The sequence below is a fragment of the Pseudomonas sp. microsymbiont 2 genome (genome assembly GCF_054788395.1).
Genome location: NZ_CM139112.1, coordinates 1,689,058 through 1,714,446 on the forward strand (window position 1 = coordinate 1,689,058; position 25,389 = coordinate 1,714,446).

At 64.7% G+C, this 25,389-nt stretch carries 21 protein-coding genes; 16 read left to right on the forward strand and 5 right to left on the reverse strand.

Features of this window, described 5'->3' with window-relative positions; all coding sequences use genetic code 11:
- Positions 1 to 28 precede the first annotated feature (28 nt).
- The 5 genes from ACYUME_RS07705 (at position 29) to ACYUME_RS07725 (ending at position 10,721) form a co-directional block, all read left to right on the forward strand.
- Positions 29 to 2,509 carry a hypothetical protein gene (locus ACYUME_RS07705; protein WP_460418482.1) on the forward strand — a complete coding sequence of 827 codons (2,481 nt, stop codon included), beginning with the start codon at positions 29 to 31 and terminating at the stop codon, positions 2,507 to 2,509.
- A complete protein-coding gene (locus tag ACYUME_RS07710) occupies positions 2,502 to 4,796 on the forward strand; it encodes a hypothetical protein (protein WP_460418483.1) in 2,295 nt (764 codons plus the stop codon). The genes ACYUME_RS07705 and ACYUME_RS07710 overlap by 8 nt, the downstream gene beginning before the upstream one ends.
- Complete coding sequence (locus ACYUME_RS07715; RefSeq protein ID WP_460418484.1) at positions 4,793 to 6,130, forward strand: hypothetical protein; 1,338 nt, start codon at positions 4,793 to 4,795, stop codon at positions 6,128 to 6,130. Before ACYUME_RS07710 ends, ACYUME_RS07715 begins: the two co-directional genes overlap by 4 nt.
- A 56-nt stretch (positions 6,131 to 6,186) precedes the next feature.
- Positions 6,187 to 10,194 (forward strand): RHS repeat domain-containing protein, encoded by a 4,008-nt coding sequence (locus ACYUME_RS07720; protein ID WP_460418485.1) that lies wholly within the window; start codon positions 6,187 to 6,189, stop codon positions 10,192 to 10,194.
- Between the two features lie 95 nt (positions 10,195 to 10,289).
- Positions 10,290 to 10,721, forward strand: a complete 432-nt coding sequence (locus tag ACYUME_RS07725) for a hypothetical protein (RefSeq protein WP_460418486.1) — start codon at positions 10,290 to 10,292, stop codon at positions 10,719 to 10,721.
- Positions 10,722 to 10,882: 161 nt separating this feature from the next.
- Here the strand turns inward: ACYUME_RS07725 and ACYUME_RS07730 are convergent, their stop codons facing one another.
- From ACYUME_RS07730 to ACYUME_RS07745, 4 genes are all read right to left on the reverse strand, one after another.
- Complete coding sequence (locus ACYUME_RS07730; RefSeq protein ID WP_460418487.1) at positions 10,883 to 11,293, reverse strand: PA2817 family protein; 411 nt, start codon at positions 11,291 to 11,293, stop codon at positions 10,883 to 10,885.
- A 150-nt stretch (positions 11,294 to 11,443) separates the two neighbouring features.
- On the reverse strand, positions 11,444 to 13,891 hold the full coding sequence (locus ACYUME_RS07735; RefSeq protein ID WP_460418488.1) for an acyl-CoA dehydrogenase: 2,448 nt from the start codon (positions 13,889 to 13,891) through the stop codon (positions 11,444 to 11,446).
- 239 nt (positions 13,892 to 14,130) lie between these two features.
- Positions 14,131 to 14,373 (reverse strand): DUF3077 domain-containing protein, encoded by a 243-nt coding sequence (locus ACYUME_RS07740; RefSeq protein ID WP_186716208.1) that lies wholly within the window; start codon positions 14,371 to 14,373, stop codon positions 14,131 to 14,133.
- The gene (locus ACYUME_RS07745; RefSeq protein WP_460418489.1) at positions 14,370 to 14,609 is read right to left on the reverse strand and encodes a hypothetical protein; all 240 of its coding nucleotides are present in this window, start codon (positions 14,607 to 14,609) and stop codon (positions 14,370 to 14,372) included. Before ACYUME_RS07745 ends, ACYUME_RS07740 begins: the two co-directional genes overlap by 4 nt.
- Before the next feature lie 690 nt (positions 14,610 to 15,299).
- On the opposite strand from ACYUME_RS07745, the gene ACYUME_RS07750 reads away from it, so the two are divergent.
- From ACYUME_RS07750 to ACYUME_RS07760, 3 genes are all read left to right on the forward strand, one after another.
- Positions 15,300 to 15,923, forward strand: a complete 624-nt coding sequence (locus ACYUME_RS07750; RefSeq protein ID WP_460418490.1) for a glutathione S-transferase — start codon at positions 15,300 to 15,302, stop codon at positions 15,921 to 15,923.
- A 132-nt stretch (positions 15,924 to 16,055) separates the two neighbouring features.
- Complete coding sequence (locus tag ACYUME_RS07755) at positions 16,056 to 16,988, forward strand: ABC transporter ATP-binding protein (protein WP_279887140.1); 933 nt, start codon at positions 16,056 to 16,058, stop codon at positions 16,986 to 16,988.
- The gene (locus tag ACYUME_RS07760; protein ID WP_028690974.1) at positions 16,985 to 17,764 is read left to right on the forward strand and encodes an ABC transporter permease; all 780 of its coding nucleotides are present in this window, start codon (positions 16,985 to 16,987) and stop codon (positions 17,762 to 17,764) included. Before ACYUME_RS07755 ends, ACYUME_RS07760 begins: the two co-directional genes overlap by 4 nt.
- Here the strand turns inward: ACYUME_RS07760 and ACYUME_RS07765 are convergent.
- The gene (locus ACYUME_RS07765) at positions 17,648 to 18,274 is read right to left on the reverse strand and encodes a DUF2062 domain-containing protein (protein ID WP_279887141.1); all 627 of its coding nucleotides are present in this window, start codon (positions 18,272 to 18,274) and stop codon (positions 17,648 to 17,650) included. The two genes, ACYUME_RS07760 and ACYUME_RS07765, sit on opposite strands and share 117 nt — an antisense overlap.
- A 143-nt stretch (positions 18,275 to 18,417) precedes the next feature.
- Here ACYUME_RS07765 and ACYUME_RS07770 point away from each other — a divergent pair, with 143 nt between their 5' ends.
- From ACYUME_RS07770 to murB, 8 genes are all read left to right on the forward strand, one after another.
- On the forward strand, positions 18,418 to 20,631 hold the full coding sequence (locus ACYUME_RS07770; protein WP_460418491.1) for a DNA internalization-related competence protein ComEC/Rec2: 2,214 nt from the start codon (positions 18,418 to 18,420) through the stop codon (positions 20,629 to 20,631).
- 189 nt (positions 20,632 to 20,820) lie between these two features.
- Positions 20,821 to 21,456, forward strand: a complete 636-nt coding sequence (locus tag ACYUME_RS07775) for a MotA/TolQ/ExbB proton channel family protein (protein ID WP_028690976.1) — start codon at positions 20,821 to 20,823, stop codon at positions 21,454 to 21,456.
- Positions 21,453 to 21,887, forward strand: coding sequence for an ExbD/TolR family protein (locus ACYUME_RS07780; protein ID WP_279887143.1), 435 nt, complete (start codon positions 21,453 to 21,455; stop codon positions 21,885 to 21,887). Before ACYUME_RS07775 ends, ACYUME_RS07780 begins: the two co-directional genes overlap by 4 nt.
- Positions 21,887 to 22,891, forward strand: a complete 1,005-nt coding sequence (gene lpxK / locus ACYUME_RS07785) for a tetraacyldisaccharide 4'-kinase (protein ID WP_460418492.1) — start codon at positions 21,887 to 21,889, stop codon at positions 22,889 to 22,891. The genes ACYUME_RS07780 and lpxK overlap by 1 nt, the downstream gene beginning before the upstream one ends.
- A 33-nt stretch (positions 22,892 to 22,924) precedes the next feature.
- Positions 22,925 to 23,110 (forward strand): Trm112 family protein, encoded by a 186-nt coding sequence (locus ACYUME_RS07790; RefSeq protein WP_011532874.1) that lies wholly within the window; start codon positions 22,925 to 22,927, stop codon positions 23,108 to 23,110.
- Positions 23,107 to 23,871, forward strand: a complete 765-nt coding sequence (gene kdsB, locus ACYUME_RS07795; protein ID WP_279887145.1) for a 3-deoxy-manno-octulosonate cytidylyltransferase — start codon at positions 23,107 to 23,109, stop codon at positions 23,869 to 23,871. The genes ACYUME_RS07790 and kdsB overlap by 4 nt, the downstream gene beginning before the upstream one ends.
- The gene (locus ACYUME_RS07800) at positions 23,871 to 24,335 is read left to right on the forward strand and encodes a low molecular weight protein-tyrosine-phosphatase (RefSeq protein WP_110739310.1); all 465 of its coding nucleotides are present in this window, start codon (positions 23,871 to 23,873) and stop codon (positions 24,333 to 24,335) included. Before kdsB ends, ACYUME_RS07800 begins: the two co-directional genes overlap by 1 nt.
- Positions 24,332 to 25,351, forward strand: a complete 1,020-nt coding sequence (gene murB / locus ACYUME_RS07805) for a UDP-N-acetylmuramate dehydrogenase (RefSeq protein ID WP_460418493.1) — start codon at positions 24,332 to 24,334, stop codon at positions 25,349 to 25,351. Before ACYUME_RS07800 ends, murB begins: the two co-directional genes overlap by 4 nt.
- The last annotated feature ends 38 nt before the right edge of the window (positions 25,352 to 25,389 follow it).

The following is a 25,389-nucleotide window of genomic DNA, read 5'->3' on the forward strand; positions in this document are numbered from 1 at the left end:
GACAATCGCCGAGCGCAGGGAGCCGACCATGGCCGACAACGAATACACGCTGTTCAAATGGCTGCAGGAGAAGGGTCGGACCTTCTCCTGGGACCTCGTCGTGGCGATGGACCGCGCCAGGACCAACCACTTGCTGGAGCAGGACTATGTCCGACGTTTTGCCGAGGACAGCTACCTGCCCAGCTTCTCGGCCGCGGTCAAGGTGGGCGCCTATGTCGAGTTCTACCTGCACGACTTCCTTCTCGATCGCCCGAGACTGTCCTTCGAGAACGCCAAGCTCAATGATTCGGTCGCCCGCCTGAGCCTGGTGATCATCAGTGGCAGCGAGGTGCAGCTGGAGGTGAACGCCGGCGGATATGGGGTGGTGCGGTTGGAGCGCATCACCCCGTTGCAGGGGCCGGTGCTGACGCTGGATTTGCAGTTGCCCGACGCGCCGGTGACGGTCGAGCAGGAGGGGCGCCTGCTCCTGGACCTGAGTTACAGTGACGATTTCAACCTGACCCTCGATCCAGACCCTGATAAGCAACGGGCTGGCGGTTCGGTGTTCAAGGACCTGTTCAACAGGCTGCCGGCCGAGCAGCGCGTACTGACACTGGGCCATGTGTCCCGGGACATCGATGAGTTCCTCAAGCCCAGGTCCATGCGCATGGCGACCCAGGCCCATCCACCGCTGCCTGGGCGTCCGGCGGGCGAGGGGGCGGTGCTCGCCTTCATCAGCATGAAGGACGAGCACAGCGGGGGCGTGCCGAGCGAGGGGGCCGACTTCAGGTACCTGATACCCGATGGCGAGCAGGAAGCGTATTCCGCCACCGTGCTCTTTGGCTACCGGCGGCATTTGGTCGCGCTGATGTTGAAGAACCTCACTGGCGAGTTGCCCAGCCAGCTCCATCTCGACTACGACCAGCAGTTGCTTGCCGGGGTGAGGGTGAACAGTAAAAGGATCGAGCTGCCCGAAGCGCAGGTCAGGTTTGAAATGGACGGCACGTTCTACACGGCGAATCTGGAGCAGGTCATTCTTCAGGGCATCGACGAGGGTATGGACATCCGCCTGACCGCCGAGGGTGCCGAATTCGGCTGGTCGTTCACAGGGGCCTTCCTGGTCACAGGCCTGAAGCAGGAGGGAGCCGCGGGGCCTGGTACGGGTTTCATCGGCTTGTTCGACAAGCACTGCGAGATGGCCTATGTCATCGACGAGGAGGTGCCCGGCACGGTTTCGCTGCGCGCAACGCGTATGGAGCTTTCCGACCTCGACAATGGCGGCGCGATGAAATTCGTCGAGCTCAGCGAAGACGCCATCGTGCAATACCTTGGCCTCGACGCAGTTGCTGCCGCGCAGCTCCATGCGCGCCACCAAGGCACCAATGAGCAATGGTGGGGGAAAGTGGTGGAGCTCCTCTTGATGCTCTTTTTCGGTTTTTCCTATGTCGTGATCCAACAGTTCATGAGGCTGATGAGCGTTGCCATCATCAACGTGATGAAGGTGTTGATACAGCAGGTGCTGCTAGCACGCTTCACCGTCAGCCCACAGATGGACGTGTGGATCAACCAGCTGATCAAGCTCAACCTGGGCGAGACGTTCGTGCCCATCAAGGTCCGTGGTCCGTTCGACATCGCCTGTTTCGGCCAGATCGCCTCGCACCGCGATGCGCCGCGGCTTATCCCGCAGGGCCCGACCCTCGCCGCAGACGCGACGCTGGTCTTCAGTGCCGAATCCCCATCGCCGATCGAAACCTGGGCGGTAGAGCCGCTGGGCGACGCCGCGGCACGCGGGCGCATCGATGCGCAGGGGCGCTACACGGCGCCATCGGCCAGTGCGTTCGAGGGGGAGTTCCTGCGTGAGCGGGTCACGGCCACCACGGTCTCGGGTGCCACCTCGGGGGTGCTGGTCACGGTGGCGCGGGATGCCCTGGCCATGACGCCGCTGGTTCAGGTGTGTGTCGTGGGCAGGGAATATCCGTTGAGTGCCAACAGCACGCAGGACCCAGGCCGGCTGCAGTGGCGCATCGTCAGCCCCGAGCCGAGTGGTCGCCTGGAAGGCCCGACCACCGGTGCCAGCGTGACCTATCTCGCGGGAGCGCCCTGCGCCTCCTATGCATTCGATTACGTCGAGGTTTCCGATCCAGAGAATGGCACGAGCGGGCAGATCCTCATGATCAACACGGATGAGCCGCATCCAGTCATCGTCAGGGAGATTGTTGGCAACAGGGTGACGCTGGTCGTGGAAGGGCTGGCGGCCGAAGATCTCGTCCACTGGGCCGGGCCTGGCACGTTCGAGGATGCCGGCCACGACGCAGACCTCCACCAAACCTTTATACGCTTCTCGCCCACCAGCGACGGCGCCCCACCTTTCGTGGTGGTCGAGGTGCGGATCGAGCCCACCGATGGCTGGGCGCCGACTGCTGGCTACATCGTGTTGCCGTTGCCCTTGCACCGCTATGCCGATACCTACGCGCTGTTGTGCCAGCGCCCTTTAACACGCGTGCCCCGTCGAGGTGATGCTCATGAGTAGCAGAGTCCCGCAAGCGATCGTCAAGTGGCTCGAAGAGGACCCCGATGTCCATGGATGGGACATGATCGTCGCGTTGCCGATGGGGCTGGTCAATCAGGTGGCAAACCAGTCGTTCCTGCGCCACTGGGTGCAGGATGGCGGCGTCCGTCTGAAAGGGGAGGTGCAGATCGGCAACACGGGTATCTCCCACCAGCTCGACGGTTATCAGCTTGCAACGCCGACCTTGACTGTCGAGGAGACCGACTATGGCAAGTCGAACCTCCAGCTGGACCTGACCATGGCCGAGGGTATCCATGCCATCGTCAGGGGTGATACCGAGGTAGTGAGCCTCACCGCGCATACGCCCATCAACGGTTTCACCCCGCGTGTGCAGGTGCCCTTGCACCTGGTTGGAGCTGATCTGCGACTGGATCTGGAGGAAGGGAGCGGGCATGAGCTGACGCTGGGTGACAGCATGGAAAACCAGTACGGCGCGAGCCTGCTGGAAGATCTGTTCGCGCAATTGCCCGGCCACGCCCGGGTGCTGGGCCTGGCGCAGGTCCTGGCCAATGCACGCAATCCGTTTCGCGATACCCGTGGCGTGAGGATTCGCGCCCAGGTCGATGACGCTACCGGCAGTCAGGCCCTGCTGCTGTTCGTGACGTTCGACAAAGGCAGCGATGGTTTCGAGCCGGTGTCGGGCGCCGGGTTCCCTTTCCTTCTGGCCGAGGACGCGCAGCAGACGCATGCCTGCACGGTCATCCTTTCCCGGCACCTGCTTCATCGCACGGCCCTCGGCCAGGCGATGCTCGGCGCCGTCGAGGACGGGGCGTTCAGCTATGCCTCCAACGATGGCAAGCCGGTGTCCCGCATGGCCGCGCAAGGCGGGCGGCTTTCCATCCCCGGAGGCGCTTTCGTGGACAGCGCAGGGGGACTGGAATTCGAGTACCCGGCCTTCGCCATTCCCACCACGGGTGGCGCACAGGCGTTGCAGCTGGAGTTCCATGGCGACCATGTCGAGCAGCGTTGGCAGCCCGAGCTGGCGCTGAGGTTGCGTTACCGCCCGATCGGGGAGGGCGAGTGGAGCGAACATACCGTAACCGTAAGGCCACACCTCGATTACCGTTTCGAGCTGACCGCCAGTGAAGACCCTGCGTTGCCTCCGGAGGGGCGATTGACTGCCTTGTCCGCCGAGACGGTGGCGGTAAGCGGATTGCCTGACAGCCTGGCCGAGCAGTTGGAGGACATCACCCGCGCTGCGTACTACATCGTCAGGCGCGGCTACCTCAACACGGTGTCCCGGCGCCTGACCGCGCGCCTGCCCGAGCAGATCCTGCCGCTGTTGCGCCTGCCCGACGGCCCGGCGTTGCGCCCCCACGCCTGGGCCCTGCACAACAGCCTCGCGGTGCTGGGCGAATTCGAGCTCGTCCGACCGGCCTTGCGCATCGAGCCACAGACGCTGCGGATCGCGGCGCAAGGGCAGCATCGGTTCACGGTCGCGTCGGGCCACGACACGTTGCGCTGGCGCGTTGAGGCCCTCTCGGACCCTGCCGGCGATCCGGGCAGCATCGATGCCGACGGCCTGTATACCGCGCCCTCCGCTGCCAGCCTGGGAGGCCGGGCGCTCAAGGTGAAGGTGGTGGCCGAGGATGTGCACACTGGCCAGGCCAGCTCGGCACTGGTCGAGGTGGTGGTGCGCACGGTGGCCATGAGCCCGGTGCTCAAACTGATCTATCGGCAACAGGAGAGCGAGGCGTTCCTGACGGCAAGCGCGCTGTCCGATGCCCCGCTCCAGTGGAAGATCACCACCGATTTCGGCGGCACGCTCGAATCGACCGGGGACAGGAGCTGCACCTACACGAGCGGCGAGCCAAGGCAGGACCGCACCTATGTGGTCGACAAGATCCAGGCCACCGGGCCGGCCTCCGCCGAAGCCGGTGACGGGGTGATCCTGGTCGTGCACAAGACCCCTATGTTGACGATCCACCAGGAAGGCGAGCCGTCTCCGGAAGGCACGCTCAAGCTCAAGGCGACGCAACGTGGTAACGACACTGGATTGGCTGCGCAATGGTCCTTGGAGGGACCAGGCCAAATCGACGCGGACGGTCTGTACCAGGCCGACCCGCAAGCGCAGGCCGCGTTCGTGATCGTTTTCGCCAGTTACGAGCGCGCGGGCATCACCTACGAAGGGCACCTGGTCCTGCCACTGCCCCTGTCCAGCTTCCCGGCACTGCGCGACGCTAGGATGGCCAGCGGCCGGTTGGCGAACGCGATGACCACTTCCCACACGCAGGAGAAACGGCCATGAGCGGCATGTACCTGGAACCTTTCGAGCCCGAGCTGACCCCGGCGTCGGGCCTGCGGATCAAGCCCGGTGATCGGGTGCAGTTCACCCTCGATCCGCAATTCTGTCCGGAAGGGGGACGTACGTGGAGCTTCGTTGGCACAGGCGAGAGAGTCCTACAGACAGATGGAAAGGTAGAGTTCGTTAGCAGAGGCAGTGCTAGGGACGGGGATTTTGCAACCGTGATTTGCGAAGTCAAGCTGGAGGGCGTCGTCGTCGGCCGCGCAAGCAGCACCCTGTTCTACGAAACGGTCAAAGACGAGTGGCAGACATTGGCCGAGTATTCTGTCAGGGCGAGCAATTTCCCGAACGCACAGGCCGGGCTCTATGCCAATGGCTACCAACAACTGCAACTGATCGTCACGATGACGCTGGCGGACGCGGATCTCACGCCGGCCGAGATCGCTACCCTGCGTCTTTTCGAGGCCGAAACCAACCAGGAACTGCCGTTCATGGCAGGGCTAGAGCTCGGCGATGGGCCTGCGCTATGGGGCGTGGACAACGATCGCAACGAGTATGACCTTGCGGCCCCGAATTCCCGGTATGCCAGTCAGAGAGAGACCGGGCACTCTTCGGTGGCGCCGCAGGGGACCCAGACGAAAACCTTTTACCTGCGAAGCCTGGCGGGGGCCAATGAGGACATTGACGTCTACCTTGGCCTGCGGGATCGACATGGCCTGTGGCACTACAGCACGGACAACACCGGGCAGAATTACAAGCAGATCAAGGTCAGCCCTGTGATCTTCAGGCCCACCGGCACCTATCAACTGGATCTGCGGCAGGTCGCCAACGGCCAGCCCAGCGCGGCGCAGGACGATTACTACGACAGGTACCCCTGGACGATCGATTACTGGGTCGTCAAGGTGACGCCCGTGTCGGTCAAATTCAAGGCGTGCACGGTGAGGGACACAAGCAACTCTACGGTGTTACGCAGCTCGATGGCGCGCTGGGAGTCCGATCACCAGAACGAGATCATGTTCAGTTGCTCGGGGGTGATCTTTCGCGAGAACGCCTCGGCCAGCATTCGATTCGACACCGCGCTGACGAACTTCATGCAGCGCAACGGGCAGACACTCTCCACATCCGTGGACGTGAGCCAGATCCATGTCGGTGAAGTTGCCTTTACCAATCATCGCTACAAGGGGGTTCGATACGACGGCGCCCTGGAGGCAGCTCTGAACACCTCTCTCTCTGCCGAGCTCAGGGACAGCGAGGGGAACCTGCACATGTTGGTGATTACCTACCCGCCGCGTACGAGCAACGGGCACCGTGACCGTCTGACCGTCACGCGAGTTTGACGGGATTGATCCTGAAGAATCCGCACACTGGCCATCCTTGAACTGGAGACTTCCCTATGTCTGCCTCGACAGCCGTGCACTCCAACGCCTTCAACTTCATGAGCTACCTGCAAGGCGGTGTCGACCCGCGTACCGGCCTGTACACCCTCAGCATCCGCCTGCCCGAGGTCAAGGCCAACGACCTGCAGGGCCCGCCCCTGCAACTGGCCCTGACCTTCAGCCCGCTCAACACCGTCGACTCGGGCTACGGCAAGGGCTGGAACCTGCTGCTCTCGCAGTTCGTGCCCAGTACCGGCGTGGTCTCCACCCTGGACGGCGAAGTGTTCAAGGCCGAGCCCGGCCAGGGTCGTTTCACCCTGCAGGAGCAGAAACTCGACAGCTTCCACCTGCATGACCAAGGCAACCAGCGCTATCGCCTCGTGCACCGCTCCGGCCTGGTCGAGGTGCTCGGTACCCAGGGCGTCGGCGACAATGCCCTGGCTTTGCCCGAAGAGGTCTATTCGGCCCAGGGGCACCGCCTGCGCTTCAGCTACACCGGCTTCAACGTGCACACGCGCCTGGCGTCGATCACCTACCTCGACGACAACTTCGAATCCCGCCCCGTACTGCTGGTCGAGCGCACGAACCAGCAGGTGATCTTCCGCTTCAACCCCGAGGGCGAGCAGCAGGCGGTCTTCACCCTCAAGCTGGACAACAGCCAGCGCGTCGAGGAACTGGTGCTGCCCACCGCTGAGAACGCCTCCTGGCGCTTGCGCTACGAAGACGCCCTGAACCTGGGCTACGACTGCATCAAGGAAGTCTTCACCCCCACCGGTGGCCATGAAACCCTCACCTATACCGATGCCCACGAATTCCCGCGCACGTTCGCCGACGACAATCCCGCGCACATCATCCCGCCCACCGACCTGACCCTGCAGCCGCCGGCTCGCCTGCCACGAGTGAGCCAGCACCTGGTCGACCCTGGGAGCGGGCAGCCGCCGATCGACACCCGCTACAGCTACACGCTCGAGGATGCCGGAAGCGACTACCAGGTCGGCAACAACTTTCTCGGTGCCAACCTGAACCTGGGCTGGGATAACGACGGCCTGGACAACCTGTTCCGCTACACCGGCGTATACCTGTATGGCTCGGTGGAGCAGCTGCTGGTCGGTGGCAAGGTGGTACGCAAGATCCAGCGCCAATTCAACCAGTTCCATCTGATGACCAAGGAGCGCACCCGGCACCTGGGCGCCGACGAACGCAGCGTGCTCACCGATCAGGAGCAAAGCACGAGCTACCATCTCAGGGCGAACGTGGCATTCAAGGACCAGGCGCGTTACTGCCAGTTGCCTGGCACCGTCACCAGCAGTTGGACCGGACCGGACACCGAAGAGCACGTACGGACTCGCAGCGAACAGACCAGCCAGCGCACTTACCATGAGGACGGTAACCTGCATACCGAGACCGATGTCAAAGGCGTGACCCAGACCAGCGAGTGGTACCCGGCCGCGGGCGACGGCAGCGACAGCCCGCCGGACCCGGAAGGTTTCGTGCGCCACCTCAAGAGCCTGACCACCACCCCGGCCCCCAGCAGCGCCCACCCCGACGCGCCGGTGCTGCGCCAGCGCTACCGTTACCGCCACTACCAACCCTTGCGCAACAGCGAGAGCAGGGGTTGGAACGAGGTCTGCGAGGAGCGCCTGGTGCAGGTCGGGCTGGACCCAGAGGGCCTGCAGCAGGAGACGGAGACGGAGTTGGAAGTCACCGTGCATGAGCTCCTGATCGACACCAGCGCTCCGTTCACCCACGGTCGCCTGTCAAAACAGACCGTGACCCGCAACGGCGAAGCCACCACCACCGAATTCGCCTATAGCAAGCGCGCCGAGCCTCTGGCCCAAGGTGAGACGGTGCTGGTGACCGAACAGACGATCACCGGCCATGACGGCACGAAGAAGGTGCAGACCCTCGAGCACTCGATCCTGATCGGCGAGCCGCTGATCAGTTATGACGACAACGATGTGAAGATCCGTTACCAGTACGATGCCCTGCGCCGGGTGATCAGCGAGACGGTGGCACCGGGCGAGGTGGAGGAGGCGACCTGCTACTATTCCTACTTACTCAGCTCCAGCGCGGGGCTGCGGAATGAGCAGCACAAAGAGGATGTGAATGGGGTCATCACGCGCACGCTATTCGATGGATTGAATCGCGCGGTGGAAGAGTTACGTCTGGATATTGATAATTTCTCGGCGTGGCAAGATAAGTACCGACCGTTGTATAGCGCCACCTACGATGCTTGGGGGCGCCTGCAAACGCAGACGCTGACCGACTGGCTGGGCGCCGAGGAAGCCGACGAGCTGTCATTGACCAGCCAGTTCAAGTACGACGATTGGGGGCAGCAATGCGCTATCACCGGCCCCGATGGCGTGACGGCGTACGAGCGGATCATCCCAGTCGGCAGCTCGGAGTTTGACGGGCGGATCATCGAGAGCTGGCGCGAAGGCTCTGCGGGGGCCAAGACCGGCAGGACCATCGTCTGGCAGAACCGTTTCGACCAGGCCGAGCGCAGCGAGCGCCGCGATGCCGCCAATCAGCTCGTCAGTCTGCAGGTAAACACCTATGACGGCCTGGGCAGGGTGGCCACGGAAAACGTCGGCCTCAGCACATCGCCACGGGTGAATGCCTACCGTTACGACGCCTTCTCACGGATTGTCGCCCATACCTTGCCCGACGGCTCCACGGTCGTTCTCGAATACGCCAGGCACAGCCGTGACGATCTGTCGGAAAGCATCGCGGTGCAGTCCGCTGGCCAGGAGCAGTTGCTGGGCACTCGGGTTTTCGATGGCATTGATCGGATCACGGTGTCCACCACCGGAGGGCGCAAGCAGGTCAATCGCTATGTGGGCAGCCTGCTGTATCCGGCTGATGTCACGACGGCCAGTGGCGAGCTCATCGATTACGAGTACCTGCCCTTGCTTACTTCGAGCCCGATCGAGCGTACCTTGCGCAGTGCTCGAGTGCATACGGAGTTTACGGCTACCTTCACCTACAACAGTAAAAATGCGCGCCTGGAGACCTTTGACACGGGGGACCAGAGCTGCGTCCGGGAACACTACAGTACCGGGCATCTTCGTAAGGAAACACGGCAGCAGGGTGGTGGTTCGTATGTAGTGGAGTTTGTATACAGCCATCGTGGCTTGCTGCTCGAGTACCAGGATGTGCAAGGCAACGTGCAGTATCACGAATACGATCCGCAAGGTCGCCTGTGCAAGACCTATTTGAACGAACTGGTGACCCATTTCCAGTACGACACGTTGGGGCGCCTATGCTCGTTCTCGACGGCGAATGGCAGCGCCAGCCTCACCACCTCGCTGAAGCACGATGACTTCGATCGCGAAATCCAGCGCACTTTCATCATGGGCGACATTACCCAGGTACTGCTGCAGGACTACAACGATGTCGACGCCATGATCTCGCGCCGTCGGTATGACGGTGCCAACGAGCAGGCACCGTTGTTGCTCGAAGAAACCTATGGGTATGACGAGCGTCAGCGGTTGCGGACCTACTCCTGCACTGGTAGCGAGCGGCCGCATGACCCGAATGGCCAGGGCATGATCCTGGGCCAGGAGTTCACCTTCGATGCATTGGACAACATCGTCTCGGTCAAGACGACGCTTGAGAACGACAAGAGCTACTCGTCTACCTATAACTTTGAAAACAAGGACGACCCTGTCCAACTGACGTCGATCATCCATCACTTTCAGGAGGATGTCAGGATCCAACTGGCTTACGACGCTAATGGCAACCTGACCCAGGATGAGCAGGGCCGAGTGCTCGAATACGACGCCCTCAATCGTCTACTCCGTGTCACGGACCCCGCCGGTGGCGATGTAGATGAAGTGACGACCTATGAATACGATGCCCAGAGCTACCTCACGATAGCCAACGGCGAGCAACGTTTCATTCGTGACGACGAGATCGCAGGGGTGCTGTCTAGTGAGGGGTACAGCAGCTTCTTCAGAGGCGCAGGGCAGATCCTCGCGGAGCAACATGATGGACAATCATCCGTGAATGGAGGCGGCCAATGAAATGCCAACAGCGAGTGTCGTTAGGTCGGTGCAGGGGTGCTCAGGGGATAAGGATTGTGCCCCTGGCAGGGCTGGTTATGGTTGTAGGGAGCTTGTTGTTCACCCTGCAGGCAGGTGCCGACACCGTCGGTTTGAAACCACAGGCCAATGTAGGCCGTCTGATGATGCGGGAGAACAAAACGGATGGCACCCGCAAATGCGAACTTTCGCTTGAGCGGAAAGATAGTCGGACCACGAAAAAGATGGGGGACACGGATTGCGAGAATGACGAGGTGTATTTCTACAGATTCGAGAATGCGCCTTCGGGGGCGTTGATCACGTTCTACGACCAGCCCGGTTGCGACGGTACATGGTGGTACACCGTGCGCATCACCAAGTACGAAGTCACGAGCAAGGATTGGCTCAGCCTCAAGGAGCTAAAAAACAAACAGAAGGGAGACTGGATAGATACCGGCGTCTATCTGGATGATAAAAAAGACGGCGGGCAGGTGGAAGGGAAACTGTCCTGTGTGGCCATTGATTATTGAACCATCCATACCAGGCACCAACGATGCCCGCTCCCAAAGGGTTGCGCGGCCTTGAGGCCCGCTGCCTACGTGAGAGCGGGCTTGCCCGCGAAGGGCTGCAAAGACATGCCAGACTTTCTTGAGTGAAGAGCAGTATGGTCACGGGCGGCGTTGTTTAGTGCCTAGTTCACGCTGTTCGGATCGGGCGCGCTCAGCAGCTGTTTTTCCAGGTGCCAGTCGAACGGCTCGCCGTCGCGTTCGGCCGCATAGCGGCGCTCCTCGAGCTCCTGGTACAGGGCCAGCTCCTCGTCCGGCATGAAGTGCAGGCAGTCACCGCCAAAGAACCACAGCAGGTCACGTGGCACCAGGTGGGCGATCTGCGGGTAGCGCTGGATCACCTGGCAGATCAGGTCCTGGCCCAGGTACTGGCTTTCCAGTGGCTCCTGCGGCAGCAGGGTGAGCAGTTCGTCGAAGCGCTCGAGGAACAGGGCGTGGCTTTCCTCCGGGACCTGTTCGGCTTCACCCAGCGCGGCCAGAATGGTGCGCAGGTGGTGGAGCAGTTGCAGGTGGTATTCCAGGTGGGGGTTGGCCATGGCGGCGGTCCTCGGGGTGGTTGAAACGGGGGGCGGAGTATACGCCGGTTTTACATAGGCTGGCAGCGCAGCTGCCGCTATCGCGGGGCAAGCCCGCTCCCACAACCTATTGTGGGAGCGGGCTTGCCCCGCGATGCGGCCGACCAATGCTCAGCGCACTTTGCCAGTCTCGGGCAGCAGCACTGCCTTGTCGAACGCATCCACATCGATCACCACCCGCCGCGCCTGCTCGGCCTGGCGCAGGCGCTGGCCTTCTTCCGCCTGCAATACGCCCGTTTCGATGGCGGCGTCGATCACCGACTGCCCTGGTGCTACCTGCACCTTGCCTTCCTTGATTGCCTGGTGCAGCGCCTTGTGCAGCGGGGCGGCATCGTCGAGCAGGTCGCAGGCAGTCTGCAACGCGGCCACCGGGTCGCCATCGGCCTCGGGCCTGAAGCACCCCGCCAGCAGCTCTTCCAGCGCCGGATCGCCCTTGCCCCGACCGATCAGCGCCGCCACCTCGGCATCCAGCTCATCGCTCGGCCCGGTATGCCGGCGGCCGAATGGGAACACCAGTATGCGCAGGGCACAGCCGAGGAAACGGTTGGGGAAGTTGTCGAGCAGCGCGTCCAGGGCTTTCTCCGCCTGGCCCAGGCTTTCTTCCAGGGCCCAACGCAGCAACGGCTGCATGTGCTCGGGCGAGCCGAGGTCGTGATAGCGCTTGAGCGCGGCGCTGGACAGGTACAGGTAGCTGAGCACATCGCCCAGCCGGGCACTGAGGCGTTCGCGGCGTTTTAGCGCGCCGCCGAGCAACATCATCGACAGGTCGGCCAGCAGGGCGAACGCCGCGGCCTGGCGGTTGAGGGCGCGGAAATAGCCCTGGCTCAGGGCATCGCCCGGGACTTTCTCGAAGTGCCCGAGGCCCAGGCCCAGCACCAGGGTGCTGGCGGCATTGCCGGCGGCGAACAGGATGTGCTGCAGCAGCAGGTCGTCGAACTCCTTGAGCGCCTGGTCGTGGTCTTCGCGCCCGGCCAGGGCCATTTCCCTGAGCACGAACGGATGGCAGCGAATTGCGCCCTGGCCGAAGATCATCAGGTTGCGCGAGAGGATGTTGGCCCCTTCGACGGTGATGAAGATCGGCGCGCCTTGCCAGTTGCGGCCCAGGTAGTTGCTCGGGCCCATGATGATGCCCTTGCCGCCATGCACGTCCATGGCGTGCTGGATGCACTCGCGGCCACGTTCGGTGAGGTGGTACTTGAGGATCGCCGACAGCACCGAGGGCTTCTCGCCCAGGTCCACGGCCTTGGCCGTGAGCAGGCGGGCGCTGTCCATCAGCCAGGCGTTGCCGCCGATACGCGCCAATGACTCCTGGATGCCCTCGAACGCGGCCAGCGGCACGTTGAACTGCTCGCGCACGCGGGCGTACTGGCCGGTGACCAGGCTGGTGTACTTGGCCGCGCCCGTGCCGACCGCCGGCAGGGAGATCGAGCGGCCCACCGACAGGCAGTTCATCAGCATCATCCAGCCCTTGCCGAGCATGGCCTGGCCGCCGATCAGCAAGTCCAGCGGCACGAACACGTCCTTGCCGCTGTTGGGGCCGTTCATGAAGGCTGCGCCCAGGGGCAGGTGGCGCTTGCCGATCTCTACGCCAGGGGTGTCGGTGGGGATCAGCGCCAGGCTGATGCCCAGCTCGGTCTGTTCGCCCAGCAGGTGGTCCGGGTCATACGCCTTGAACGCCAGGCCCAGCAGGGTGGCCACCGGGCCGAGGGTGATGTAGCGCTTTTCCCAGTTCAGGCGCAGGCCGATGACTTCCTCGCCTTTCCATTGGCCCTTGCAGATGACGCCGGTGTCGGGCATGGCCCCGGCGTCGGAGCCGGCCAGCGGCCCGGTGAGGGCGAAGCAGGGGATGTCGTCGCCACGGGCCAGGCGCGGCAGGTAGTGGTCGCGCTGTTCATCGGTGCCGTAGTGCAGCAGCAGTTCGGCCGGGCCCAGCGAGTTGGGCACCATCACCGTGGAGGCCAGGTCGCCGCTGCGGGTGGCCAGTTTCATCGCCACCTGGGAGTGGGCGTAGGCCGAGAAGCCCTTGCCGCCGTATTGCTTGGGGATGATCAGGGCGAAGAAACCGTGCTGCTTGATGAAGTCCCAGGCTTGCGGCGGCAGGTCCAGGTCCTGGCCGATCTGCCAGTCGCTGACCATGGCGCACAGCTGCTCGGTGGGGCCATCGATGAAGGCCTGTTCTTCCTCGGTGAGCCTGGGGGCATCGTAGTCGAGCAGGGTGTTCCAGTCGGGGCGGCCGCTGAACAGGTGGCCATCCCACCACACGGTGCCGGCGTCGATGGCTTCGCGCTCGGTCTGCGACATCGGCGGCAGGGTGCGTTGGAACCAGCTGAACATGGGCGTGGTGAACAGCTTGCGGCGCATCTCGGGCAGGACGAAGAAGGCGGCCTTGATGGCGATCACCAGCCAGATCAGCGTCAGCAGCCAGCCCGGCGCACTGCTGAACAGGCCCATGAGCAGGGTATAGGCGGCGATCGCCGCGAGGATCTGTAACGGCGCCAGGCGCCGATGCAGGAGATACGCGGCGCCTAGCACCAGGACCAGCAACCACAACAGCAGCATGATTCTTCCTCCTTGGAAGCGGGGGGCGGGGGCGATCCACAGAGCTTAGACGTGTTGGGGTGGATGGCCTGCCTAGGAAGTGACAGGGTGGGGCGCTGGGAGTTCGTTCGGTGACTGTCGATGGATCCTGGGGCTGCTGCGCAGCCCTATCGCGACACAAGGCCGCTCCTACAGGGATATGCGTACTCCTGTAGGAGCGGCCTTGTGTCGCGATAGGGCCGCAAAGCGGCCCCCGGGGTTCATGCGGTCTTCCGGTTCAACCCCACCTCCATGTCATCGATCAGCGCCTTGGCCATGGCGCTGAGGATCCGCGCCGAGCTGCCGGCCAGCAGGTCGCCTTCCATCTCGGCCTCGCAGGTCAGGTGGCGGATGCAGCCGAGCAGCACCGACAACTCGCTGAAGGCATCTTCGAACGCAACCCCCGGCTCGACCTTGAACAGGTCCAGGCAGGTGGTGCGGCCCGCGGTATGCCCGCGGCTCATGGCTGCACCTGCGGCTTGTGCTCAAGCAGGGCGCAGGCCAGTTGGCCGAGGTAGTCGCTGGCGGTGAACAGGCGCTCGCGGCATTCGCCGGGTTCGGTCTTGAAGTAGATGTCGAGTACGTCGGAGATGGCACTGGCGACTTCGACGGCGGCGGCCATGGCTTCGTCGCGGGTGAGGGTGGGGCGGATGATGATGAAGTGGGTGAGGCGAGGTGGGTCGGGAACGATCTTCTTCATGGGGTAACTCCAGTGCGTGACGGGAGCGGCCATCTCGATCTTTCTCACGGATGAGGGTGGCAGCCGTACGCGGGGTGAGAAACCGGTGCACTGAAGCCGGCCAGACCGAAGTCTGCCCGCGCAAGGCTGCCATAAAGCAAACGCCATGGCAGTGCAGGTCGGGTTCTCACACCCGGTCACCAAATGTGGCGACCCGGCGAAGTTATCCCTAGGGTATTTCCCCGACAACGCGGCAGCTTCCGGCAGGCGCGTAGGATAGTTCCCAAGCCTTGGCGGCTGAAGCATTTGGTTTCAGGTTCGGAAATATCTGACATAGATTTTTTGGGGGCTCTGGAGTGTTCGCCGAGAGAGATTCTGCGCCTGGGAGATCGAGCGCCGCCCGCGCGGCGCATCGCGACGCAAGGCCGCTCCTACATTTGTTTCGGGCCAGTCAATCCTGTGCCATTACCGGGTCCGCCTTGTTTGCACGACGCGGTTTCAGCGTGAGCACCACTGCCGCCTCGCCTGTCTCAAGACATGCACCAAGGCGGGCAACCATGGCCTGACAGGTTCGGCACGTTGCAACAAATGTAGGAGCGGCCTTGCGTCGCGATGCGCCGCGCGGGCGGCGCTCGATCTCGAACACGCTACAAATCTATCGTCGAACTTGGAGTAGACTGACCCCCCTCCCGCATTCATAAGGACGTTGCCATGCTGAAGATCTGGGGCCGCAAGAACTCGAGCAATGTGCGCAAGGCGCTATGGATCGCCCACGAACTGGGCCTGCAATTCGAAGCCATCGACGCCGGTGGCGCCTTCGGCCTGGTCAACGAGCCGCATTACCGCGCCCTCAACCCCAACGGCCTGGTGCCGATGCTCGAAGACGGCGACCTGGTGCTGTGGGAGTCCAACGCCATCGTCCGCTACCTGTGCGCCGAGTACGGCGCCGAGCAGGGCTGGTACCTCGAAGACCCGCGCCAGCGCGCCCTGGCCGACAAGTGGATGGACTGGAACACCTCGTCCCTGGCCGGCCCGTTCCGCCCGCTGTTCTGGGGCATGGTGCGCACCCCCGATGACCAGCGCGACTGGGTGGCGATCAACGCCGCGCACAAGCAGTGCGCCGAGCTGCTGTCGATCGCCGACGCCACCCTGGCCAAGCAACCCTACCTCTCCGGCGAGCAGATCGGCATGGGCGACATCCCCCTGGGCAGCTTCATCTACGCCTGGTTCGAAATGCCCATCGAACGCCCGGCCATGTATCACCTCGAAGCCTGGTACGAGCGCCTCAAGCAGCGCCCGGCCTACCAGGCGGCGGTGATGACCGCCCTGACGTGACGCCACTTCGATAGTCATTATCAATAGATGTGACTGTACTTGTGCGGCCGGGCCTTGCACCATGGCCGCACTCACTGCGCCAGTGATTTTACCTGGCGTGTCCTGAACCTTTTTCTCGGTACCTGGCCCGCTATGAGTTCCGCCCTGTCCATTCGACAGCTGACCAAGACCTACGGCAACGGTTTCCAGGCCCTCAAGGGCATCGACCTGGACGTTGCCGAGGGCGACTTCTTCGCCTTGCTCGGCCCCAACGGCGCCGGCAAGTCCACCACCATCGGCATTCTTTCGACCCTGGTGAACAAGACCAGCGGCACGGTCAACGTGTTCGGTCACGACCTGGACCGCGAGCCTGCGGCGCTCAAGCGCTGCCTGGGCGTGGTGCCGCAGGAGTTCAACTTCAACCAGTTCGAGAAGACCTTCGACATCGTCGTCACCCAGGCCGGCTACTACGGCATCCCGCCCAAGCTGGCCAAGGAGCGCGCCGAGCAGTATCTGACGCAGCTCGGGCTGTGGGACAAGCGCGATGTGCAGTCACGCTCGCTGTCTGGCGGCATGAAACGCCGGCTGATGATCGCCCGGGCGCTGATCCACGAGCCGCGCCTGCTGATCCTCGACGAGCCGACCGCCGGGGTGGACATCGAGCTGCGCCGTTCGATGTGGAGCTTCCTCACCGAGCTCAACCAGAAGGGCATCACCATCATCCTCACCACCCACTACCTCGAAGAGGCCGAGCAGCTGTGCCGCAACATCGGCATCATCGACCACGGCACCATCGTCGAGAACACCAGCATGCGCCAGCTGCTGGGCAAGCTGCATGTCGAGACTTTCGTGCTCGATCTCAAGCAGGACCTGCCCGCCGCGCCTGAGCTGCAGGGCTACCCGTGCCGGTTGATCACCCCGCACACCCTGGAGGTGCAGGTGGACAAGGACATCGGCATCACCGCGCTGTTCAGCCAACTGGCGCTGAAGAGCATCGAAGTGCAGAGCCTGCGCAACAAGACCAACCGACTCGAGGAGCTGTTCGTGTCCCTGGTGGAAAAGAACCTGTCGAAGGTGGCCGTATGAGCGTGGAGTTGCGCACCAACTGGGTCGCCCTGAACACCATCGTCTACCGCGAAGTGCGGCGCTTTTTGCGCATTTGGCCGCAGACCCTGCTGCCACCGGCGATCACCATGGTCCTGTACTTCGTGATCTTCGGTAACCTGATCGGCCGGCAGATCGGCGACATGGGCGGTTTCACCTACATGGAGTACATCGTCCCGGGGCTGATCATGATGTCGGTGATCACCAACTCCTACGGCAACGTGGTGTCGAGCTTCTTCGGCAGCAAGTTCCAGCGCTCCATCGAGGAACTGATGGTCTCGCCGGTATCACCGCACACCATTCTCGTCGGCTATGTCCTGGGCGGTGTGCTGCGCGGGCTGGCGGTGGGGGTGATCGTGACCATCCTGTCGCTGTTTTTCACCCACCTGCAGGTGCACCACCTGGGCGTGACCATCGTCGTGGTGCTGCTGACCGCGACCATCTTCTCGCTGCTGGGCTTCGTCAACGCGGTATTCGCGCGCAACTTCGACGATATCTCGATCATCCCGACCTTCGTGCTGACGCCGCTGACCTACCTGGGCGGGGTGTTCTATTCGATCAACCTGCTGCCGCCGTTCTGGCAGACCGTGTCGCTGGCCAACCCGGTGCTGCACATGGTCAACTCGTTCCGCTACGGCATCCTAGGGGTGTCGGACATCAGTATTGGCACGGCGATCAGCTTCATGCTGGTGGCTACCGCGCTGCTCTACCTGCTGTGCGTTCGCCTGCTGGTCAGCGGCCGTGGCATGCGTGCGTAGGCAGCGGCATTGGCGCCGGCGCCACTGCCGGCCCACCCACCAGCGCCAGTAGCCCATGGTGGTGAAGTAGGCGAGCACGCCGAGCACCACCCCGCACACCACCGAACCCAGCAGGAACGGCTGCCAGATCGTCGCCAGCTGGTCGGTGACCCAGTCGACGGTGATTTCGTCGGGCAGCGTGCGTGGCGGCACCTGCATCAGCCAGGCGCCGGTCATGTAGGTGACGAAGAACACCGGCGGCATGGTCAGCGGATTGGTCAGCCACACCAGGCTCACCGCGATCGGCAGGTTGCCGCGCACCGGAATCGCCAGGGCGGCGGCCAGCAGCATCTGCATGGGAATGGGGATCAAGGCCGCGAACAGGCCGACGCCCATGGCCCGTGCCACCGAATGGCGATTCAGGTGCCAGAGATTGGGGTCGTGCAGCAGCTTGCCGAAAAAGCGTAACGACTTGTGTTCGCGGATGCTGGTCGGGTCCGGCATGTAGCGTTTGAACAGACGGCGCGGCATGTGGGCTCCCGGCAGGGTCGAAGGGCGTAAGTATGCCTTGATTGAAGCGCAGGCTCGTTCAGAGTTTGTGACAATTGTTTAGCAGAATTTCCCTGCCAATCGGCTAAGCCTCAGGGGCGTTTTCGCTTCTGGAGCTCTATCTCATGCGCACAGGGATGCTTGCGCTGGTGCTCGGGCTGTTGAGCCTGCGCTTTTTGCCCGTTCTGCCACCGGTCGGATGGTTGATTGCCTCATCGTTGCTGGCCCTGGCCAGCCTGCGTACGCGGGCCTGGCCGGTGGGTTGCTTCGTACTGGGCGGCTGCTGGGCCTGCTGGTCGGCGCAGCAGGCCCTGGATGATCGCCTGGCGCAGGCCCTGGAGGGCCGCACGGTATGGCTTGAAGGGACGGTGGCGGGCTTGCCGGCCCGCACCGAGCAAGGCGTGCGCTTCGAGCTGGTGCACGGCGAGTCGCGGCGTGGGCAGCTGCCGCAGCGTCTGCAGTTGAGCTGGTTCGCCGGGCCACAGTTGCGGCCCGGCGAACGTTGGCGCCTGGCGGTCAACCTGCGGCGGCCCCATGGCTTGCTCAACCCCCATGGCCCGGATCGGGAGGCGACCTTGCTGGCGCGGCGCATCGGCGCCACCGGCACGGTCAAGGCCGGGGAGCGTCTGGAAACGGTGGCTGCCGGCTGGCGTGATGCCATCCGTCAACGTCTCATGCGGGTCGATAGCGCAGGGCGCTCAGCGGCACTGGTGGCGCTGGTGCTGGGCGATGGCAGCGGTTTGGCGCGTGAGGACTGGCAGACCCTGCAGGCCACCGGCACGGTGCATCTGTTGGTGATCTCCGGGCAGCATATCGGCCTGCTGGCCGGGCTGGTCTATGGGGTGGTGGCGGGACTGGCGCGACTGGGCGGGTGGCCGCGCAGGCTGCCCTGGCTGCCATGGGCGAGCGGGCTGGCGATGCTGGTGGCACTTGGCTATGGCGCGTTGGCCGGATTCGGCGTGCCGGTGCAGCGGGCCTGCCTGATGCTGGCGGTGGTACTGCTATGGCGCCTGCGCTTTCGCCATCTGGGCGCCTGGACGCCGCTGTTGCTGGCCGCGCTCGGCGTGCTGCTGGTCGAACCACTGGCGAGCCTGTTGCCGGGGTTCTGGTTGTCGTTCAGCGCCGTGGCGGTGCTGGTGCTGTGTTTTTCCGCCCGGCTGGGTGCGTGGCGGCCTTGGCAGGCCTGGAGCCGTGCCCAATGGGTGATTGCGGTGGGGTTGTTGCCGGTGTTGCTGGCGCTGGGATTACCCATCAGTCTCAGCGCCCCTCTGGCCAATCTGTTGGCCGTGCCCTGGCTCAGCCTGGGCGTGCTGCCGTTGGCGTTGCTGGGTACTGCCTTGTTGCCGGTGCCTGGGTTGGGGGAGGGGTTGCTGTGGTTGGCCGGGCTGTCGCTGGACGGGTTGTTCGGCGCGCTGGCGCAGATCGCGGAGTTTCAGCCAGCCTGGGTTCCCGAACCACTGCCGGTGTGGGCCTGGATGCTGGTCTGCCTGGGCGCTGTGCTGGTGCTGTTGCCCCGTGGCGTGCCGTTGCGCGCACCGGGCGCAGTGATGTTGCTGGCGCTGTGGGTGCCCCGCGAACAGGTGCCGTTGGGCGAGGTCGAGGTGTGGCAGCTGGATGTCGGCCAGGGCCTGGCAGTGCTATTGCGTACGCGTCACCACACGCTGTTGTACGACGCTGGCCCCGCCCGAGGCGCGAGCGACCTGGGCGAGAGCGTGGTGTTGCCGACCTTGCGCAAGCTCGGGGTGAGGCACTTGGACCTGATGCTGATCAGCCATGGGCACGCCGATCATGCCGGTGGCGCGGCAGCGGTGGGGCGCGGAGTACCGGTGGCGCGGGTTCTGGCCGGCGAGGTCGCCGGGTTGGCGGACGCGTCGCTGTGCGCCAGTGGCGAGCGGTGGCAGTGGGATGGTGTCGATTTCGAGCTCTGGCACTGGCCTGCCGGCGCATCCAGCAACGAGCGGTCCTGCGTGCTACGGGTACAGGCCAAAGGGGAGCGTCTGTTGCTGGCGGGCGATATGGAGGCCGGCGCGGAGCGCGCCTGGCTGGCGAGCACCGACGATCCACGGGTGGATTGGCTGCAGGCGCCGCACCATGGCAGCCGTACGTCCTCAAGCGAGGCGTTCATCCAGGCCATGGCGCCGCGTGGGGTGATGATTTCCCGGGGGCGGCACAATGGCTTCGGGCATCCCCATGCTCAGGTGATCGAGCGCTATCGGCGGCATGCGGTGGTGGTGCATGACACGGCGGTGGAGGGGGCGTTGCGGTTGATGCTGGGGAGTCAGGGTGGGGTGGCGGGTGCGCGCAGGGAGCGGCGGTTCTGGCGGGAGACAGGGGATTGAGCCGGGGGGCGCTTTGCGCCCCTTTCGCGGCACAAGGCCGCTCCTAACCCCCCCTGTAGGAGCGGCCTTGTGTCGCGAAAGGGCTGCAAAGCAGCCCCTGGGTCAACACAGCAATTCCCTGACCTCCGGCAGATGAGCCACAGGCGCGCCTATGGTAGAGTGGCGGCCTTTTTCCAAGGGGTGCTTACTGTGTGGGAATTGGTCAAGTCCGGTGGCTGGATGATGCTGCCGATCATCCTGAGCTCCATCGCCGCCATGGCGATCGTCGTCGAGCGTCTGTGGACCCTGCGCGCCAGCCGTGTCACCCCGCCGCACCTGCTGGGCCAGGTGTGGATGTGGATCAAGGACAAGCAACTCACCAGTGACAAGCTCAAGGCCCTGCGCGCCGATTCGCCGTTGGGCGAGATCCTTGCCGCGGGCCTGGCCAATTCGCGCCACGGCCGCGAAATCATGAAAGAGTGCATCGAGGAAGCCGCCTCGCGGGTCATTCATGAGCTGGAGCGCTACATCAGCACCCTCGGCACCATCGCCGCCATGGCCCCGCTGCTGGGCCTGCTGGGCACCGTGCTGGGCATGATCGATATCTTCAGCGCCTTCATGGGCTCGCAGATGACCGCCAACGCTGCCGTGCTGGCCGGTGGCATCTCCAAGGCCCTGGTCACCACCGCGGCCGGCCTGATGGTCGGCATCCCGGCGGTGTTCTTCCACCGCTTCCTGCTGCGCCGCATCGATGAACTGGTGGTGGGCATGGAACAGGAAGCGATCAAACTGGTGGAAGTGCTGCAGGGCGACCGCGAAGTGGAAGTGGCCGGAGGCAAGGCGTGAAGTTTCGGCGCAACCGCCAGCGCGAGAGCGTCGACATCAACCTGGCGTCGCTGATCGACGTGGTGTTCGTGCTGCTGCTGTTCTTCGTGGTCACTACCACCTTCACCCGCGAGACCCAGCTGCGCGTCGAGCTGCCCGAGGCCAGCAGCGCCGCGCCGGCGCAGCCCGATGACGGCAAGCTGATCGAGGTCACCATCAGCGCCGATGGCGTGTACTCGGTGAACAATCACCTGCTGCCCAAGAGCGACCTGGCCACCCTGAGCGAGGCGATCGAGAAGGAATCCGCTGGCGACATCACCCTGCCGCTGGCCATCAGCGCCGACGGCAAGACCCCGCACCAGGCCGTGATCACCGCAATGGACGCAGCCGGCAAGCTCGGCTTCAGCAAGTTGCGCATGACCACCGTCGAGGCCGCGCAGGGCAAACCTTGATGGCCTTCGCCGACCGTCTGCTCGCCGCCTGGTACGCCGGGCACCCGGCACTGGCCCTGCTGCGTCCGCTGGAGGCGCTGTACCGCCGCGTGGTGACGCGCAAGCGCGCGCGCTTCCTCAGCGGCGAAAGCCCCAGCTACCGCGCCCCGGTACCGGTGATCGTGGTGGGCAACATCACCGTCGGCGGCACCGGCAAGACGCCGATGATCCTCTGGCTGATCGAGCACTGCCGTCGGCAGGGGCTCTCCGTCGGCGTGGTCAGCCGTGGCTATGGCGCCAAGCCGCCGCGGTACCCCTGGCGTGTCAATGCCGACCAGAGCGCCGAGCAGGCCGGCGACGAACCCTTGCTGATCGTCCAGCGCACCGGCGTGCCGCTGGTGATCGACCCCGACCGTTCCCGCGCGGTGCAGGCCCTGCTGGCCAGCGACGCGCCGGACCTGATCCTGTGCGACGACGGCATGCAGCACTACCGCCTGGCCCGCGACCTGGAGCTGGTGCTGATCGACGCCGCTCGGGGCCTGGGCAACCGCCGCTGCCTGCCGGCCGGCCCTTTGCGCGAGCCGGCCGAGCGCCTGCAGGAGGCCGACGCGGTGCTGTTCAACGGCGCTGAGGCCGACCGCGACGATGGCTTCGCCTTCCGCCTGCAACCCTCGGCGCTGATCAACCTGCGCAGCGGCGAGCGTCGCGATCTCGACCTGTTCCCGCCTGGCCAGGCCCTGCATGCCGTGGCCGGCATCGGCAATCCGCAACGTTTCTTCAACACCCTGCTGGGGCTACACTGGCAGCCGGTGCCGCACCCCTTCGCCGACCATGCGCCCTACAGCCGCGAGGTGCTGTCGTTCAGCCCGCCGCTGCCGCTGGTGATGACCGAGAAGGATGCGGTGAAATGCCGGCCCTTCGCCGCCGATGACTGGTGGTACCTGGCGGTCGACGCCGTGCCGACGCCCGCGTTCAGCGCCTGGTTCGACGCCCAGCTCGATCGCCTGCTGCCCGGCCGCCCCTGAGCCTTTTTCATTTTCCGTCGCAAGGACACCTCCATGGACACCAAACTGCTCGATATCCTGGCCTGCCCGATCACCAAGGGCCCGCTCAAGCTCAGCGCCGACAAGACCGAGCTGATCAGCAAGGGCGCGGGCCTGGCCTATCCTATCCGCGACGGCATCCCGGTGATGCTGGAGAGCGAGGCGCGCACCCTGACCGACGAAGAGCGCCTGGACAAATGAGCCTGGATTTCACCGTGGTGATTCCCGCCCGGCTGCGCTCCACGCGTCTGCCGGGCAAGCCATTGCTGCCGATCGCCGGCAAGCCGATGGTCCAGCATGTGTGGGAGCAGGCGCGCAAGAGCGGTGCCAGCCGCGTAGTCATCGCCACCGACGATGCCAGCATCGTCGAGGCCTGCCGGGCGTTTGGCGCCGAGGTGCTGCTGACCCGCGCCGACCATGAGTCGGGCACCGATCGCCTGGCCGAGGTGGCCGCCCAACTGGGCCTGGCCGCCGATGCCATCGTGGTCAACGTGCAGGGCGACGAGCCGCTGATTCCGCCGGTGATCATCGACCAGGTGGCGGCCAACCTGGCCGCGCACCCGGAAGCCGGCATCGCCACCCTGGCCGAGCCGATCCACGCCCCGGAAACCATCTTCAACCCCAACGCGGTCAAGGTGGTCAGCGACAAGCACGGCCTGGCCCTGACCTTCAGCCGCGCGCCGCTGCCCTGGGCCCGCGACGCCTTCGCCAAGAGCCGCGACCCGTTGCCGGAGGGCGTGCCTTATCGCCGCCATATCGGCATGTACGCCTACCGCGTGGGCTTCCTCCAGGACTTCGTCGCCTGGGGCCCGTGCTGGCTGGAGCAGACCGAATCGCTGGAGCAGCTGCGTGCCCTGTGGCACGGCGTGCGCATCCATGTCGCCGACGCCATCGAGGCCCCGGCGGTGGGCGTGGATACCCCTGAAGACCTGGAGCGCGTACGGCGCTTGCTGGAGGCCTGATGCGCGTCCTGTTCGTCTGCCTCGGCAATATCTGCCGCTCGCCGACCGCCGAAGGCGTGCTGCGCCACCAGCTGGAGGCCGCAGGCCTGGGTGATGTGGTGCAGGTGGCCTCCGCCGGCACGGGTGACTGGCATGTGGGCAAGGCGCCCGACAGCCGTACCTGCAAGGCCGCCCTGGCCCGTGGCTACGACCTGTCGCGCCAGCGCGCCCAGCAGGTCAAGGCGGCGCACTTCGCCGAGTACGACCTGGTCCTGGCCATGGACAAGAGCAACCTGGGCAACCTGCAGGCCTTGCGCCCGCACAACGCCAAGGGCGAGCTCGACCTGTTCCTGCGCCGCTATGGCGCGGCCCTGGACGAAGTGCCGGACCCTTACTACGGCGGTGCCGAGGGCTTCGAGCAGGTTTTGGACCTGATCGAGGCGGCCTGTCGCGAGCTGGTCGTGGAAATCAAGGGGCGGTTATGACGGCGCATTGGCAGGAGCGCGTGTCGCTCAAGCCCTACAACACCTTCGGTATCGATGTCAGTGCCCGCTACTTCACCCAGGTGCATGACGACGACGAAGCCCGCCAGGCCCTGGCCCTGGCCGCCGAGCGGCAGGTGCCGGTGCTGGTGATCGGCGGCGGCAGCAACCTGCTGCTGTCCCGCGATGTCGACGCCCTGGTGCTGCACATGGCCAGCCGTGGCCGCCGCCTGCTCAGCGATGATGGTGAGCGGGTGGTGGTGGAGGCCGAGGCCGGCGAGCCCTGGCATCCGTTCGTGCAGTGGAGCCTTGGGCAGGGACTGTGCGGGTTGGAAAACCTCAGCCTGATCCCCGGCACCGTGGGCGCCGCGCCGATGCAGAACGTCGGTGCCTACGGCGTGGAGATCAAGGATGTGTTCGCCGGCTTGACCGCGCTGGACCGCGAGACCGGCGAGCTGCGGGATTTCTCGCTGGAAGAGTGCGCGTTCGGCTATCGCGACAGCCTGTTCAAGCGCAACCCCGGGCGCTGGCTGATCCTGCGCGTGCGCTTTGCCTTGAGCCGCACCTTGCAGGCACACCTGGACTACGGCCCGGTGCGTCAGCGCCTGGCGGAGCAGGGCGTCGAGCAGCCGACCGCGCAGGCGATCAGCGACGCGATCTGCAGTATCCGTCGGGAGAAACTGCCGGATCCGGCTGAGCTGGGTAACGCCGGGAGCTTCTTCAAGAACCCTGTGGTGTCCGCTGAATTGGCCGAGCGTATCCGTGCCGAGCATCCTGGTGTGGTGGCCTATCCCCAGGCCGATGGCCGGGTGAAACTGGCGGCGGGCTGGCTGATCGAGCAGGCGGGGTGGAAAGGCTATCGCGATGGCGATGCCGGGGTGCACCGCTTGCAGTCGCTGGTGCTGGTGAACTACGGCCAGGCGAGCGGGGCGCAGTTGCATGCACTGGCTCGGCGGATCCGGGCGGATATCCTCGAGCGCTTCGGGGTGGAGCTGGAGATGGAGCCGAACCTGTACTGATGGGGTGGCCTGGGCCGGCCCTATCGCGGGGCAAGCCC

Coding starts and splice junctions, on each gene's coding strand:
- ACYUME_RS07740 (WP_186716208.1), bottom strand. CDS start 14,373: ATGAGCCGCGGGCATACCGCGGGCCGCACCACCTGCCTGGACCTGTTC.
- ACYUME_RS07735 (WP_460418488.1), bottom strand. CDS start 13,891: ATGCTGCTGTTGTGGTTGCTGGTCCTGGTGCTAGGCGCCGCGTATCTC.
- ACYUME_RS07715 (WP_460418484.1), top strand. CDS start 4,793: ATGAGCGGCATGTACCTGGAACCTTTCGAGCCCGAGCTGACCCCGGCG.
- ACYUME_RS07770 (WP_460418491.1), top strand. CDS start 18,418: ATGCGCACAGGGATGCTTGCGCTGGTGCTCGGGCTGTTGAGCCTGCGC.
- ACYUME_RS07705 (WP_460418482.1), top strand. CDS start 29: ATGGCCGACAACGAATACACGCTGTTCAAATGGCTGCAGGAGAAGGGT.
- ACYUME_RS07760 (WP_028690974.1), top strand. CDS start 16,985: ATGAGCGTGGAGTTGCGCACCAACTGGGTCGCCCTGAACACCATCGTC.
- ACYUME_RS07765 (WP_279887141.1), bottom strand. CDS start 18,274: ATGCCGCGCCGTCTGTTCAAACGCTACATGCCGGACCCGACCAGCATC.
- ACYUME_RS07800 (WP_110739310.1), top strand. CDS start 23,871: ATGCGCGTCCTGTTCGTCTGCCTCGGCAATATCTGCCGCTCGCCGACC.
- ACYUME_RS07750 (WP_460418490.1), top strand. CDS start 15,300: ATGCTGAAGATCTGGGGCCGCAAGAACTCGAGCAATGTGCGCAAGGCG.
- ACYUME_RS07710 (WP_460418483.1), top strand. CDS start 2,502: ATGAGTAGCAGAGTCCCGCAAGCGATCGTCAAGTGGCTCGAAGAGGAC.
- ACYUME_RS07720 (WP_460418485.1), top strand. CDS start 6,187: ATGTCTGCCTCGACAGCCGTGCACTCCAACGCCTTCAACTTCATGAGC.
- lpxK (WP_460418492.1), top strand. CDS start 21,887: ATGGCCTTCGCCGACCGTCTGCTCGCCGCCTGGTACGCCGGGCACCCG.
- murB (WP_460418493.1), top strand. CDS start 24,332: ATGACGGCGCATTGGCAGGAGCGCGTGTCGCTCAAGCCCTACAACACC.
- ACYUME_RS07745 (WP_460418489.1), bottom strand. CDS start 14,609: ATGAAGAAGATCGTTCCCGACCCACCTCGCCTCACCCACTTCATCATC.
- ACYUME_RS07755 (WP_279887140.1), top strand. CDS start 16,056: ATGAGTTCCGCCCTGTCCATTCGACAGCTGACCAAGACCTACGGCAAC.
- kdsB (WP_279887145.1), top strand. CDS start 23,107: ATGAGCCTGGATTTCACCGTGGTGATTCCCGCCCGGCTGCGCTCCACG.
- ACYUME_RS07730 (WP_460418487.1), bottom strand. CDS start 11,293: ATGGCCAACCCCCACCTGGAATACCACCTGCAACTGCTCCACCACCTG.
- ACYUME_RS07790 (WP_011532874.1), top strand. CDS start 22,925: ATGGACACCAAACTGCTCGATATCCTGGCCTGCCCGATCACCAAGGGC.